Origin of the sequence: Pseudomonas sp. B21-032 (assembly GCF_024748965.1) — a bacterium.
In the GTDB taxonomy this organism is placed as follows: domain Bacteria; phylum Pseudomonadota; class Gammaproteobacteria; order Pseudomonadales; family Pseudomonadaceae; genus Aquipseudomonas.
Genome location: NZ_CP087180.1, coordinates 788,535 through 801,352 on the forward strand (window position 1 = coordinate 788,535; position 12,818 = coordinate 801,352).

Annotated in this window: 9 protein-coding genes; 7 read left to right on the forward strand and 2 right to left on the reverse strand. The window is 63.3% G+C overall.

The features are described from left to right. Positions 1 to 144: 144 nt before the first annotated feature. The 5 genes from LOY54_RS03475 (at position 145) to LOY54_RS03495 (ending at position 8,139) form a co-directional block, all read left to right on the forward strand. A complete protein-coding gene (locus tag LOY54_RS03475) occupies positions 145 to 2,835 on the forward strand; it encodes a TonB-dependent hemoglobin/transferrin/lactoferrin family receptor (RefSeq protein WP_408980578.1) in 2,691 nt (896 codons plus the stop codon). An 82-nt stretch (positions 2,836 to 2,917) separates the two neighbouring features. After that, complete coding sequence (locus LOY54_RS03480; protein WP_045195906.1) at positions 2,918 to 3,535, forward strand: heme acquisition protein HasA; 618 nt, start codon at positions 2,918 to 2,920, stop codon at positions 3,533 to 3,535. A gap of 160 nt (positions 3,536 to 3,695) precedes the next feature. Further along, entirely contained in the window at positions 3,696 to 5,471 is a 1,776-nt protein-coding gene (locus tag LOY54_RS03485) for a type I secretion system permease/ATPase (RefSeq protein WP_258609290.1), read from the forward strand. Between the two features lie 2 nt (positions 5,472 to 5,473). Then, complete coding sequence (locus LOY54_RS03490; RefSeq protein ID WP_258609292.1) at positions 5,474 to 6,808, forward strand: HlyD family type I secretion periplasmic adaptor subunit; 1,335 nt, start codon at positions 5,474 to 5,476, stop codon at positions 6,806 to 6,808. 5 nt (positions 6,809 to 6,813) lie between these two features. Continuing rightward, positions 6,814 to 8,139 carry a TolC family outer membrane protein gene (locus tag LOY54_RS03495; RefSeq protein WP_258609301.1) on the forward strand — a complete coding sequence of 442 codons (1,326 nt, stop codon included), beginning with the start codon at positions 6,814 to 6,816 and terminating at the stop codon, positions 8,137 to 8,139. A gap of 54 nt (positions 8,140 to 8,193) precedes the next feature. Here the strand turns inward: LOY54_RS03495 and LOY54_RS03500 are convergent, their stop codons facing one another. Then, on the reverse strand, positions 8,194 to 9,714 hold the full coding sequence (locus LOY54_RS03500) for a nucleobase:cation symporter-2 family protein (RefSeq protein WP_045195912.1): 1,521 nt from the start codon (positions 9,712 to 9,714) through the stop codon (positions 8,194 to 8,196). A gap of 262 nt (positions 9,715 to 9,976) precedes the next feature. Further along, complete coding sequence (locus LOY54_RS03505) at positions 9,977 to 10,342, reverse strand: PilZ domain-containing protein (RefSeq protein ID WP_258609309.1); 366 nt, start codon at positions 10,340 to 10,342, stop codon at positions 9,977 to 9,979. A gap of 182 nt (positions 10,343 to 10,524) precedes the next feature. Here LOY54_RS03505 and LOY54_RS03510 point away from each other — a divergent pair, with 182 nt between their 5' ends. Next, a complete protein-coding gene (locus LOY54_RS03510) occupies positions 10,525 to 12,591 on the forward strand; it encodes a carbon starvation CstA family protein (RefSeq protein WP_258609311.1) in 2,067 nt (688 codons plus the stop codon). A gap of 18 nt (positions 12,592 to 12,609) precedes the next feature. Then, a complete protein-coding gene (locus LOY54_RS03515) occupies positions 12,610 to 12,807 on the forward strand; it encodes a YbdD/YjiX family protein (RefSeq protein ID WP_010226397.1) in 198 nt (65 codons plus the stop codon). Positions 12,808 to 12,818 lie beyond the last annotated feature (11 nt).

Consider the following 12,818-nt stretch of genomic DNA (forward strand, 5'->3'; position numbering starts at 1 on the left):
ACTGACTTTTCCCGCGTTGCACGTCTGTTTGTTGAGATTGATTTTCATTACTAGAAAACGCCAACACAGCGAGCAACAGACGTGAGCAATCAACAACAACGACGCACCCGGCCGTTCGGTCGGGTAGCCCTTGCCAGCAGCCTGATGCTGGCGGCCTGGACCTTGCCGATGGGGATCGGTAGCGTGCAGGCCGCCGAGCCCGCTCACCCGAGCCAAACTACTGCCCTGATCCGCTTTGACATTCCCGCCCAGGCGCTGGACAGCGCCGTGCTGGCCTTCGCCGAACAGGCTGGGGTCCAGGTGTTTTTCGACAGCCGCAAACTGGCTGGCCTGCGCAGTGAGGGTTTGCGCGGCGAGCACTCGGCTCAGCAAGGGCTAGGCCTGTTGTTGCGCGGTTCGCCCGTGCGCTATCGCTTCAGCGGCACTGACCGGGTCGGCCTGGAGCGGGTCAGTGATGATGGCCAGACCCTCGAGCTGGGTACCACCCATGTCGACTCCAACAGCGATGCCGACTGGGTCTACCAGACGCCGCGTTCGGTCAGCGTCATCACCCGCGAGCAGATCGACAAGCGCCCACCGCGCCACGCCGCTGACATGCTCGAAGAAACCGCCGGCGTCTACACCGCGGTCAACCAACGCGACCCCGGGCTGTCGGTGAACATTCGCGGCGTGCAGGACTATGGCCGGGTCAATATGAACATCGACGGCATGCGCCAGAACTTCAACGTCAACGGCCATCAGCAGCGCAACGGGGTGATGTTCATCGACCCGGAGTTCATCAGCTCCATCGAGATCGAAAAAGGTACCCAGGCGGGCATGGGCGGTGCTGGTGTTATTGGCGGTATCGCCAGCTTCAACACGGTCCAGGCCCGTGATTTTCTCGGCCCCGACAAGGAGTACGGTGGCCGCCTGCGCGCCGGCAACGGCATCGGTGAGCTGGGCAATGGCACAAACTTCAATGGCAGCGCATTGTTTGCCTTCGGCAATGAGCTAGGCGATGTACTGCTGGGCGTCAGTGAGCGGCACTTCGGTGATTACCGCGCCGGCACCAACAACGCTGACAACCTCGGCACCCAGATCCGCGGCAAGACCAGCTACCCCGAAGCCTGGAAGGACTGGCTGCACTCCGAGGTCGGCGAGACCGGTAGCGTCACGCGCTCGCAACTGCTCAAGCTGGGCCTGAACCTGCCCAACGACCAGCGCCTGCAGCTCAACTACATGGAAACCGACACGGACAGCAAAGACGCCTGGACCTATTACGACAATCAGACTCGGCAGTTCTATTACAAGCGCACCGGCAGCAGTGATTTCAACGCCCGCAACGCCTCGCTCGACTACAGCTACAGCCCGGACAACGACCTGGTCGATCTGAAGGCCAAGCTGTATTTCGTTTCGACCCGCCAGGATCGCTGGAACGCCGGTAATGACGCCTCGGCCAGCAGCAACAACCGCGTCGAGGCGTATGACGATCGTTTTCAGACCGATACCTGGGGCCTGCAACTGGAAAATACTTCGCGCTTCTATTTGGGGGACGCCGACAAGCTCACCTTTAACTACGGCACCGAATTCTTCCAGGATCGCTTCAAACCGAAAACCGATCGGGTCCCGGCACTCAACGAACAGGCTTTGCCTTACGTTCAGGGGGCCACGCCTGAAGGCAAGCGCATCATGGCCAGCCTGTTCGGCGATGTGCAGTACGAGCATGGCGACTGGCTGACGGTCGATGCCGGATTGCGCTACGACCGTTACCGCCTCACCGGCGAAACCGGCATCACCACCTGGATGTACCCAAGGGGTGTCACGGGTGAAAACCTTCAGCGCGTGCAGACTCACCTGATCTTTGACGAAGAACAGGAGCAGGGCCGTTTCTCGCCCACCTTCGGCATTGCGCTGAAGCCCGGTGTCGACTGGATGCAGGTCTACACCCGCTGGGGACGTGGCTGGCGTCCGCCGTCAGTGACTGAAGTATTCATGAGCGGTCGTCCCCATGGTGGCGGTAGCGAGATGCTCTATCCCAACCCCTTCCTCAAGCCCGAGGAGTCGCACAACTGGGAACTGGGGGTGAACCTGTTCAAGGAATCGCTGCTGCAGGAAGGTGATCGCTTTGGCGCCAAGGTCGCCTATTTCGACACCCGCATCGACAATTTCTCGTTCATGGATGTCAACGCCGATGTGCCCGGCGCCTCTGCACTGGGGACTTCACTCGGGCGCTCGGCGTATCAGAACAACCTGGAGCAGACGCGTTTTCGCGGGGTCGAATACAGCCTCGACTACGACGCCGGGCGTTACTACAGCCAGCTCAGTTATACCCACATGATTGGCAGCAACGATTTCTGCTCCAAGCAGTTGTACATGGGGGGAGGGCAGCGCCTGGTCAGCGCCGGGACGGTGCTGCGCCCGGTGCGGGTCGGCAGCCGCGTGATCATGTTGCCAGTGCGCGTTTCGCGGGCCGAGGACGCTGCCGACCTCGATCAGACAGTCAGCTGCGGTCACATCATGGGCAACGCCAGCTACATGCCGGCAGACCGAGGGTCGCTGACGGTCGGCATGCGCTTTCTGGACCGCACCCTCGATGTCGGCGCCCGCCTGCGTTACAGCAAGGGCAATGGTGAGAACCTCAACGACCACGGCTACCGCCTGATCGACCAGGCGCAGTGGCCCAAATACAAGGTCTACGACCTGTACGCCAGCTACTGGATGACGCCGAGCCTGAACCTCGCGCTGTCGCTGGAGAACGCCACCGACGAAGCCTACTTCGTGGCCATGGGCGACACCGACAACCTGTCGCTGGCCCGCGGCCGGACCTTGAGCGCAATGCTCGAATACAAATTCTGATCCACACCGGGTTTGCCCATGTCGGGCGACACGAAGGCAGGGAATACGCCTTCGCAATCATGCAATGCAACGAGGAACCGTTATGACTCTTTCCGTTACTTACGATGCCGCCTTCTCCAGCTCGTCGATCGATGACTACCTGGCGTTCTGGACTTCGGGCTTCGTCACTGCAGGTCATGGACAAAGCAATACCGGCGGCTTCAGCAACGGCAGCCTGAGCGGCGACCAGTACGCTACCCATGGTAGCCAGGGCTCCGACTACGCATTCATCGCCGACAGCAACACTGCCAATGGTCTGCACTATGTGTTCGACCGCGGCCTGCCAGCCGGTGACAACCTCAACCACTACCTGTGGGGCGAACTGGACAACGTTTCCCTGGGCCAGGTGCTGGGCGGCGGTAGCGGTAGCGACTTCACTCTGAGCAACTACGTGGTCAGCTTCAACGGCCTGGACCTGGACGCCGCGCTGGGCGCCGGTCGTGCCGGCAACGAAGTACAGAGCGTGATCTACGGCTTGATGCAGGGCAACACCTCGGCCCTGGAAGGCGTGCTGGACAACCTGCTGGCCGGCTACGGCGTGTCTACCGACGACAGCTTCGACGTGGTCAGTGCTGCGTTGGCTGCCGGCCCGCTGAGCGTGGCCTCGGCCGATGTCGTGGGTGTCCAGGCCCTGGCCGAAGACTTCGCCCTGGCCGCCTGACCCCGGGCAAAAAAAAGCGAATGGAAGATCACTCCTCCATTCGCTGCTTGCTTACCCCGCCGCCTGCGTCTTTGCCGGGCCCAGGTGGCGGTGGTGCGAATTCTGCGAGCCTGCGCCGGCGAGGTCAATCGCCCGCAGGCTTGCCCTGTCGAGGACGTTCATGAAAGCCACCCGCTCCCGCCCTGCCAACGAAGTGTTGCAGGCGCTCAAGGCCTGCCGCGCCGGCTTTGCCAACATCGGCCTGTTCACTGCGGTGATCAACCTGCTGATGCTGGCGCCGGCGCTGTACATGCTGCAGGTCTACGACCGGGTGCTGTCCTCGGGCAACGAGATGACCCTGCTGATGCTCAGCCTGATGGTGCTGGGCTTGTTCGCCTTCATGGGCCTGCTGGAATGGGTACGCAGCCTGGTGGTGATCCGCCTTGGCACGCAAATGGACATGCGCTTGAACCCGCGGGTGTTCGAGGCCGCTTACCAAGCCAGTCTGGCCGGCCACAAGGGTGCAGCGAACCAGGTGCTGAGCGACCTGACCACCTTGCGCCAGTTCGCCACCGGCCAGGCGCTGTTCGCCTTTTTCGATGCGCCGTGGTTCCCGGTGTACCTGTTGGTGATGTTTCTGTTCAGCCCATGGCTGGGCTTGATGGCGCTGGTGGGCGCGGTGCTGTTGACGATTCTCGCCTGGGTCAACGAGCGCCTGACTCAGGCGCCGTTCGCCGAAGCCGGGCAGTTGGCGCAGCAGGCCGGGCAACAGGCTGGCGCCAACCTGCGCAATGCCGAAGTGATGGAAGCCATGGGCATGCTGGCGGCGGTGCGCCAGCGCTGGGCCAGCTTGCACCATGGTTTTCTCCTGCGCCAGAACCTGGGCAGCGAGCGCACGGCGGCAGTGACTGCGGTGTCAAAGAGCCTGCGCCTGACCCTGCAATCGCTGGTGCTGGGCCTGGGCGCGTGGCTGGCGATCGAGCAACTGATTACCCCGGGGATGATGATCGCCGGCTCCATCCTTATGGCCCGGGTGCTGGCGCCAATCGACCAATTGATTGCCGTGTGGCGCCAGTGGGGTTCGGCCCGCCAGGCCTATGAGCGCTTGCACAGCTTGCTCAGCGAGCAACCGCCGCGTGCGCTCGGCATGCCGTTGCCGGCACCCTGCGGGCGCTTGCTGGTGGAGCAACTCAGCGCCCTGCAGCCGGGCACGCGCAAGCCGTGCCTGGCCAACCTCGGCTTCGAACTGGCGGCCGGCGACAGCCTGGGCATCATTGGTGCGTCGGGCTCGGGCAAGTCGACCCTGGCGCGCTTGCTGGTTGGCGCGGCGACTCCGGCTGCCGGCAAGGTGCGTCTGGATGGCGCCGAGCTACAGCAATGGGACAAGGGCCTGCTCGGCGCGCACATCGGTTACCTGCCCCAGGACGTGCAGTTGTTCGCCGGCAGCATTGCCGAGAACATCGCCCGCTTGGGTGAAGTCGATTCGCACCAGGTGGTGGCTGCTGCGCAACTGGCCGGTGTCCACGAGCTGATCCTGAAACTGCCCAATGGCTATGACACCCAGCTTGGTGAAGGCGGGGCGGGGCTCTCCGGTGGCCAGCGCCAGCGCATCGGCCTGGCCCGGGCGCTATACGGCCTACCCGCACTGATCGTGCTCGATGAACCGAACTCCAACCTCGATGACTTCGGCGAACGCGCCTTGCTCGAGGCGATCCGCCAGGTCAAGGCGCAACAGCGCACGCTGATCCTGATTACCCACAAATCCAGCCTGCTGGCCGCAGTAGACAAGCTGCTGGTGCTGCAGAACGGCCAGATGCAGGCCTTCGGCCCGACCGCGCGGGTGCTGCAGGATTTGCAGCGCAGCCACAAGCCAGCCGGCATTCCCACGCCTGCTCCGACTCCGGCGCTGCGCAGCGCGGCCAGCGTCAGCATGAGCTATGGCACCCCGAGATCCTGATCATGACCGCCCCTCAGTCGCTTCACGCTCAAGCCATTCCCGACAACCTGCTGAGCCTCGATGCCCGCCGTCACAGCCGCCTGGGCCGCTGGCTGGTGATCGGCGGCTTTGGCGGTTTCATCCTCTGGGCAGCCCTGGCGCCGCTGGACAAAGGCGTGCCGGTGGCGGGCAACGTGGTGGTCGCCGGCAGCCGCCAGGCGGTGCAGCATCCCACCGGCGGCACTATCGAACGCCTGCTGGTGCACGATGGCGACAGCGTCAGCGCCGGCCAGGTGCTGGTGCAGATGGACGCCACCCAGGCCCAGGCCCAGCATGATTCGTTGCGGGTGCAATACGTCAACGCCCGGGCCAGCGAGGCGCGCCTGCAAGCTGAGCGTGACGGCTTGGAAAGCATCACTTTCCCGGCCGAGTTGCAGGCACTGGCCAGCGAGCCATGGGTCGCCACCGCCCTGGAACTGCAGCGCCAGTTGCGCAGCAGCCGACGCCAGTCGCTGGACATGGAGCTGGCCGGCCTGCGCGAAAACATCGCCGGCGCCGAGGCCATGCTGGCCGGCGTGCAGGGCTCGATGAGCCACAAGCAAGAACAGCGCGCCGCGCTTGCCGAGCAATTGCAGGGCCTGCGCGAACTGGCCCGTGACGGCTATATCCCGCGTAACCGCCTGCTCGACAGCGAACGCCTGTACGCGCAGATCAACGGCGCGATTTCCGAAGACTTGGGCAATATCGGCCGCAGCCGCCGCCAGGTCCTGGAGCTGAAACTGCGCATGGCCCAACGTCAGCAGGAATACCAGCGCGAAGTCGGCCAGCAGCTGAGCGACATGCAGTCCAGTGCTGAAGACCTCGGCAACCGCCTGCGCAGCGCCGCCTTCGAACTGGCCAACACCCAGCTGCGCGCCCCGGCCAGCGGCACGGTGGTGGGCCTGAGCGTGTTCACCAATGGCGGGGTGATTGCCCGTGGTCAGCAACTGATGGAGATCGTCCCGATGGACGCGCCCTTGCTGATCGATGCTCGCGCCCCGGTGGAGCTGGTCGATCGCCTGCATCCGGGCCTGCCGGTAGAGATCATGTTCGTCGCCTTCAACCAGAGCAAAACTCCGCGCGTCGATGGCGAACTGACCCTGGTCTCGGCCGATCGCCTGGTCGATGAGCAAACCCAGCAACCTTACTACCAGGTGCGCGCCAAGGTCAGCGATGCCGGCTTGCAGCAACTGGCCGGCCAGGACATTCGCCCCGGCATGCCGGTGCAAGCCTTCGTGCGTACCGGCGAGCGCTCGATGCTCAATTATCTGTTCAAGCCCTTGACCGACCGGGTGCATGTCGCCCTGGCGGAGGAATGATGTCGATGCGTGCGATGTGCTGCCTGCTGTTGCTGGGTGCCAGCCTTTCGGCCGCCGCCGTCGACCTGGGCGATGCCTATGCCCTGGCGGTGCGTAACGATCCGGTCTTCCATGCCGCCATCGCCGAACGCGATGCCGGCCTTGAGAGCCGCGCCATTGGCCGCGCGGCGCTGCTGCCGAACCTGTCCTACCGCTACAACAATGCCCGCAACGACTCCGAAGTGACCCAGACCAACGCCCGCGGCAACGTCACCAGCCAGCGTGATTACCGCAGCTATTCCTCGACCCTGACCTTGCAACAGCCGCTGTTCGACTATGGCGCCTGGGCCGAGTACCGCCAGGGCGTGGCCAAGGCGCTGTTGGCCGACGAGCGCTTTCGCAGCCGCAGCCAGGAACTGGCGGTGCGGGTGTTCGCCGCCTACAGTGAAGCCTTGTTCGCCAACGAACAGATCGCCCTGGCCCAGGCCCAGCGGCGCGCTTATGCCGAGCAACTGCAATTGAACCGGCGCCTGCTCAAGGGCGGCGAGGGCACCCGCACCGACCTGCTGGAAACCCAGGCCCGTTACGAACTGGCCCAGGCCCAGGAAATCGAAGCCAGCGACAACCTCGATGCGGCCTTGCGGAGCCTGCAGGCGATCATCGGCGAACCGCTGGAAGTCGCCGACCTGGCGCCCTTGAGTGGCGAATTTCGCGTTCAACCTTTGCAGCCCCTGGGTTTTGAAAGCTGGCGCGACCTGGCGGTTGCCCACAACGCCGAGCTGGCCTCCCAACGACACGCCCTGGTTGCCGCCGACTACGCCGTCGAGCGCCAGCGCGCCGGTCACCTGCCAACGTTGAGCGCCTATGCCAGCAGCGGCAAATCCAGCTCAAGCTCGGAAAGCAGCTACGACCAGCGCTATGACACCGACAGCATCGGCATCCAGATCAGCCTGCCGCTGTTCGCCGGCGGCGGGGTGTCGGCCGCGACCCGCCAGGCAGCTGCCGAGCGTGACAGTGCGCGTTTCAGCCTCGACGGGCATATCGCCGATACCGTCAACCAGCTGCGCAAGCAATTCAATCTCTGCGCCAGCAGCACGGCGAAGATCCGTGCCTATGAACTGGCAGTCAAATCCGCCCGCGGCTTGATTAGCGCTACGCGCAGAAGCGTGGCCGGCGGTGAGCGGGTCAACCTCGACGTGCTCGATGCCGAGCAGCAGCTCTACAGCGCCCGCCGCGACCTGGCCCAGGCGCGCTACGACTACCTGCGCGCCTGGCTGCAGTTACGTTATCTGGCCGGGGTGCTGGAGCCGCAGGATTTGCAGCAATTGAATGGCTACTTTGCTTCGCGCTGAAACAAAAAGGCCGGTGCATGTGCACCGGCCCCGAAGATTCAACCGCTAACTCATTCAGTGTTCCGAAACCGTCTCTCGTCGCGCCGGCGGTTCTCCATGCTCGCCCTCGCTCATCACCGGCACTTCTATGCCCTCGGCGTTGAACAGCTTGCCATCTTCGAAGTAGTCACCATCGCGCAGGGCGGAGATGTCCGAGTAGTGGATGGTGCGTTCGTAAGCGGCAGCGAACACCGACTGCTGGTCGGAGTTGCCGGTGGTGAAGTGGTTGAACACCAGGTTGAGGACGATAGCCATGATCGCTGCCGAGCTGATGCCGGAGTGGAAGATGGTCTCGAACCAGTTGGGGAACTGCGCGTAGAAGTTCGGCGCAGCGATCGGGATCATGCCAAAGCCCAGGGAGGCGGCGACGATGATCAGGTTGACGTTGTTCTTGTAGCTGACCTTGGACAGGGTGCGGATACCGCTGGCGGCAACGGTGCCGAACAGCACGATGCCGGCGCCACCGAGTACCGAGGTCGGCACCGCGGCAATCACCCGGCCCATGATCGGCAGCAGGCCGAGCACTACCAGGATCACCCCGCCGGTGGCCACCACGTAGCGGCTCTTGACCCCGGTCACGGCCACCAGGCCGACGTTCTGGGCGAAGGCGCTCTGGGTGAAGGAGCCGAAGATCGGCGCCAGGATGCTCGAGGCCATGTCGGCGCGCAGGCCGTTGCCCAGGCGTTTGGAGTCGACCTTGGTGTCGATGATTTCACCGACCGCGAGGATGTCCGCCGAGGTTTCCACCAGGGTCACCATGATCACGATGCACATCGACAGGATGGCGGCGATGTGGAAGGTCGGCATGCCGAAGTGGAACGGCGTTGGCATCGCCACCAGCGGGCCGTCGAGGACCTTGCTGAAGTCAGCCATGCCCAGCGACCAGGCAATCAGGGTGCCGATGACCATGGCCAGGAGGATCGACAGTCGCGAGATGGTCGCGCTGCCCAGCTTGCTCAGCACCAGGACGATGACGAAGGTCAGTCCGGCCAGGCCGATGTTGGCCATGCTGCCGAAATCCGGGGCCTTGCTGTTGCCACCCATGACCCAGCGCGCGGCCACTGGCATCAGGGTCAGGCCGATGGTGGTGATGACGATGCCGGTCACCAGCGGCGGGAAGAACTTGGTAATCCGCGAGAACACCGGGGTAATCAGAAAGCCGATCAGCGACGCCGCCATGACCGCGCCCAGTACCCCGGGCAAGCCACCGCCGCCTTCACTGCTGAGAATTGCGCCCATGGTCGCCACACCGGCGAACGACACGCCCTGCACCAGCGGCAGCTGGCAACCGAACCACGGCAGGCCGAGGGTTTGCAGCAGGGTGGCGAGGCCACCGGCAAACAGCGAGGCGGCGATCAGCAGGCCGATGTCGGCAGGGCCCAGGCCGGCTGCCTGGCCGAGGATCAACGGCACGGCGACGATACCGCCGTACATGGTCAGAACATGCTGCAGGCCATAAGCCAGGTTGGCGCCAAGGCCCAGGTTCTCGTCTTCGGGACGCTGGGCTGAAGACGTGCTAGGGGAGGACGTATTCATGGGGCAAGTTCTCAGTTTTATTGTTGTGGCGCTACTGTAGACAAGTCCTACACGTTAATGCCAGAACAATTGTATACAATTTTTAGATTTGCGTAGGAACAGTCCTACCCATGGTTTGGCTTCAGGGCTGGATGCAGAGATCGTTCCAACAGCCGCGCGCAGCCCTCGCAAGGCTGCGTGAGAAATGACAGGGAGGCTGAAAAAGCTGTCCAGATGGACAGAAAAGCAGAGGAGGGGTAGGTAGTTAGGGCGCTAACTGATTCTAATCTTCGATCAATTCCCGCAGTTCACGCATCATTTCGGTGCTGTCGGCTACGTTCAGTTCCACCAAACGGTGCAAATGGGCCATTGAATCGATATCGATGTACAGGCAGATAAAGCCCAGTTGAGTGCCTTCTTCATGGCGCAGCTCGACCTGCATCTGCACTTTGGTCTGCTTGTCCAGATGCACAATGGCCTCGAAATCCTGGGTCAGGTCGGGGTCCCAGGGTTCGGGGCATTTGACCAACAAGCCCTTGAGGGAGAGGTCAAGCAGTTCGACCGGCCAGCTTCGCGCTCCCTGGCGCAGTTCGGTGGGCGCGTCGAAGGAAACTCGCTGGAAACGTCGACGTTCTTGGTGGTCGCTCATGTTCAGGCACTCCGGGGTTCTTCCTGACTATAGCTCAGCACTTGCCAAGGCCCGCGCAAGGGCGCATAACGAGATTTGTTCAACCACGCTGGAGGGCTCTAGACCAACGTGGGGGCTGGCCTTTCCTGCCAGTATCGCTAGACTCGAAAGGCTGTCTTTTATCCACTAGCTGGAAGCAAACCATGAACAACAATAATAGCCTGCTACGCCACATTCCGTGGCTGGCGCTGGCAGTCATAGGAGCCTGTGCGCTGGGTGTGGTTGCCCTGCGTCGTGGCGAGGCCATCAACGCCTTGTGGATCGTCGTCGCCTCGGTGGCCATCTACCTGGTCGCCTACCGCTACTACAGCCTGTTCATCGCCACCAAGGTGATGCAGCTGGACCCGCGTCGGGCCACCCCGGCGGTGGTCAACAACGACGGTCTGGACTACGTGCCGACCAACAAACACATTCTTTTCGGCCACCACTTCGCCGCGATTGCCGGCGCCGGCCCGTTGGTCGGTCCTGTGCTGGCGGCGCAGATGGGCTACCTGCCCGGTACGCTCTGGCTGATTGCCGGGGTGGTGCTGGCCGGTGCGGTACAGGACTTCATGATCCTGTTCCTCTCCACCCGCCGCAACGGCCGCTCGCTGGGTGACATGGTCCGTGAAGAAATGGGCCGGATCCCGGGCACCATCGCCCTGTTCGGCTGCTTCCTGATCATGATCATCATCCTCGCGGTGCTGGCGCTGATCGTGGTCAAGGCCCTGGCCGAGAGCCCGTGGGGCATGTTCACGGTGATGGCGACCATCCCGATCGCGATGTTCATGGGCATCTACATGCGCTACATCCGCCCGGGCCATATCGGCGAGATCTCGCTGATCGGCGTGGTGCTGCTGTTGCTGTCGATCTGGCTGGGGGGCCAGGTTGCCGCCGACCCGGTCTGGGGCCCGGCGTTCACCTTTACCGGCGTGCAGATCACCTGGATGCTGGTGGGCTACGGTTTCGTCGCCGCCGTGCTGCCGGTCTGGCTGGTGCTGGCGCCGCGTGACTACCTGTCGACCTTCCTCAAGATCGGCACCATCGTTGGCCTGGCCATCGGCATCCTGATCATCGCCCCGGAGCTTAAAATGCCGGCGCTGACCCAGTTCACCGACGGTACCGGCCCGGTGTGGAAGGGCACCCTGTTCCCGTTCCTGTTCATCACCATTGCCTGCGGCGCGGTATCGGGCTTCCATGCGCTGATTTCCTCAGGGACCACGCCCAAGCTGCTGGATAACGAAGTCAACGCCCGCTACATCGGCTACGGCGGCATGCTCATGGAGTCGTTCGTGGCGATCATGGCCATGGTTGCCGCTTCGGTGATCGAGCCAGGCGTGTACTTCGCCATGAACAGCCCGGCCGCGGTGGTCGGCTCTGATGTCGTCTCGGTAGCGCAAACCGTCAGCAGCTGGGGCTTTGCCATCACCCCTGATGCCCTCGAAGCAGTCGCCAAGGACATCGGCGAGCACACCATCCTGGCCCGTGCCGGCGGTGCGCCGACCCTGGCAGTGGGTATCGCGCAGATCCTTCACCAGGTGCTGCCGGGTGAAAACACCATGGCCTTCTGGTACCACTTCGCGATCCTGTTCGAGGCGCTGTTCATCCTCACCGCGGTGGACGCCGGTACCCGTGCCGGGCGCTTCATGCTCCAGGACCTGCTGGGCAGCTTCGTGCCTGCGCTCAAACGCACCGAATCGTTGGGCGCCAACCTGCTCGCCACCGCCGGTTGCGTGGCGCTCTGGGGTTACCTGCTGTACCAGGGCGTGATCGATCCGCTAGGTGGTATCAACACCTTGTGGCCGCTGTTCGGCATCTCCAACCAGATGCTCGCCGGTATCGCCCTGATGCTCGGCACGGTGGTGCTGATCAAAATGAAGCGCCAGCGCTACATCTGGGTCACCCTGCTGCCTGCGGTATGGCTGCTGATCTGCACCACCACCGCCGGCTTCATCAAGCTGTTCGACCCGAACCCGGCGGTTGGCTTCCTGGCCCTGGCCAACAAGTACAGCGCCGCGCTCGACGCCGGCCAGGTGCTGGCCCCGGCCAAGGACATCGGCCAGATGCAGCACGTGATCTTCAACGCCTACACCAACGCGGCCCTGACCGGCCTGTTCCTGTTCGTGGTCTTCAGCATTCTGTTCTTCGCCCTCAAGGTCGGCATCGCTGCCCTGGGCAAAAAAGAGCGGACTGACAAAGAGTCCCCGTTCCAGGCCCTGCCGGATGCGTAACCCAAGAGGAATGCAGTGATGTTCAACGATCTCGGTCGACTGGGTAAGTACCTGGGGCAGGCAGCCCGCCTGATGGTCGGCATGCCCGACTACGACAACTACGTCGAGCATATGCAGACCAAGCACCCGGACAAGCCGGTAATGACCTACGAGGAGTTCTTCCGCGAACGCCAGGAGGCACGTTACGGCGGCAAGGGTGGGCCAAAGTGCTGTTGAAAAGCGGCATG

What these genes read in the sequence shown, in the direction of transcription:
- LOY54_RS03495 (WP_258609301.1), top strand. Translation starts at nt 6,814, where the DNA reads ATGCGTGCGATGTGCTGCCTGCTGTTGCTGGGTGCCAGCCTTTCGGCC.
- LOY54_RS03510 (WP_258609311.1), top strand. Translation starts at nt 10,525, where the DNA reads ATGAACAACAATAATAGCCTGCTACGCCACATTCCGTGGCTGGCGCTG.
- LOY54_RS03475 (WP_408980578.1), top strand. Translation starts at nt 145, where the DNA reads ATGCTGGCGGCCTGGACCTTGCCGATGGGGATCGGTAGCGTGCAGGCC.
- LOY54_RS03505 (WP_258609309.1), bottom strand. Translation starts at nt 10,342, where the DNA reads ATGAGCGACCACCAAGAACGTCGACGTTTCCAGCGAGTTTCCTTCGAC.
- LOY54_RS03490 (WP_258609292.1), top strand. Translation starts at nt 5,474, where the DNA reads ATGACCGCCCCTCAGTCGCTTCACGCTCAAGCCATTCCCGACAACCTG.
- LOY54_RS03500 (WP_045195912.1), bottom strand. Translation starts at nt 9,714, where the DNA reads ATGAATACGTCCTCCCCTAGCACGTCTTCAGCCCAGCGTCCCGAAGAC.
- LOY54_RS03480 (WP_045195906.1), top strand. Translation starts at nt 2,918, where the DNA reads ATGACTCTTTCCGTTACTTACGATGCCGCCTTCTCCAGCTCGTCGATC.
- LOY54_RS03485 (WP_258609290.1), top strand. Translation starts at nt 3,696, where the DNA reads ATGAAAGCCACCCGCTCCCGCCCTGCCAACGAAGTGTTGCAGGCGCTC.
- LOY54_RS03515 (WP_010226397.1), top strand. Translation starts at nt 12,610, where the DNA reads ATGTTCAACGATCTCGGTCGACTGGGTAAGTACCTGGGGCAGGCAGCC.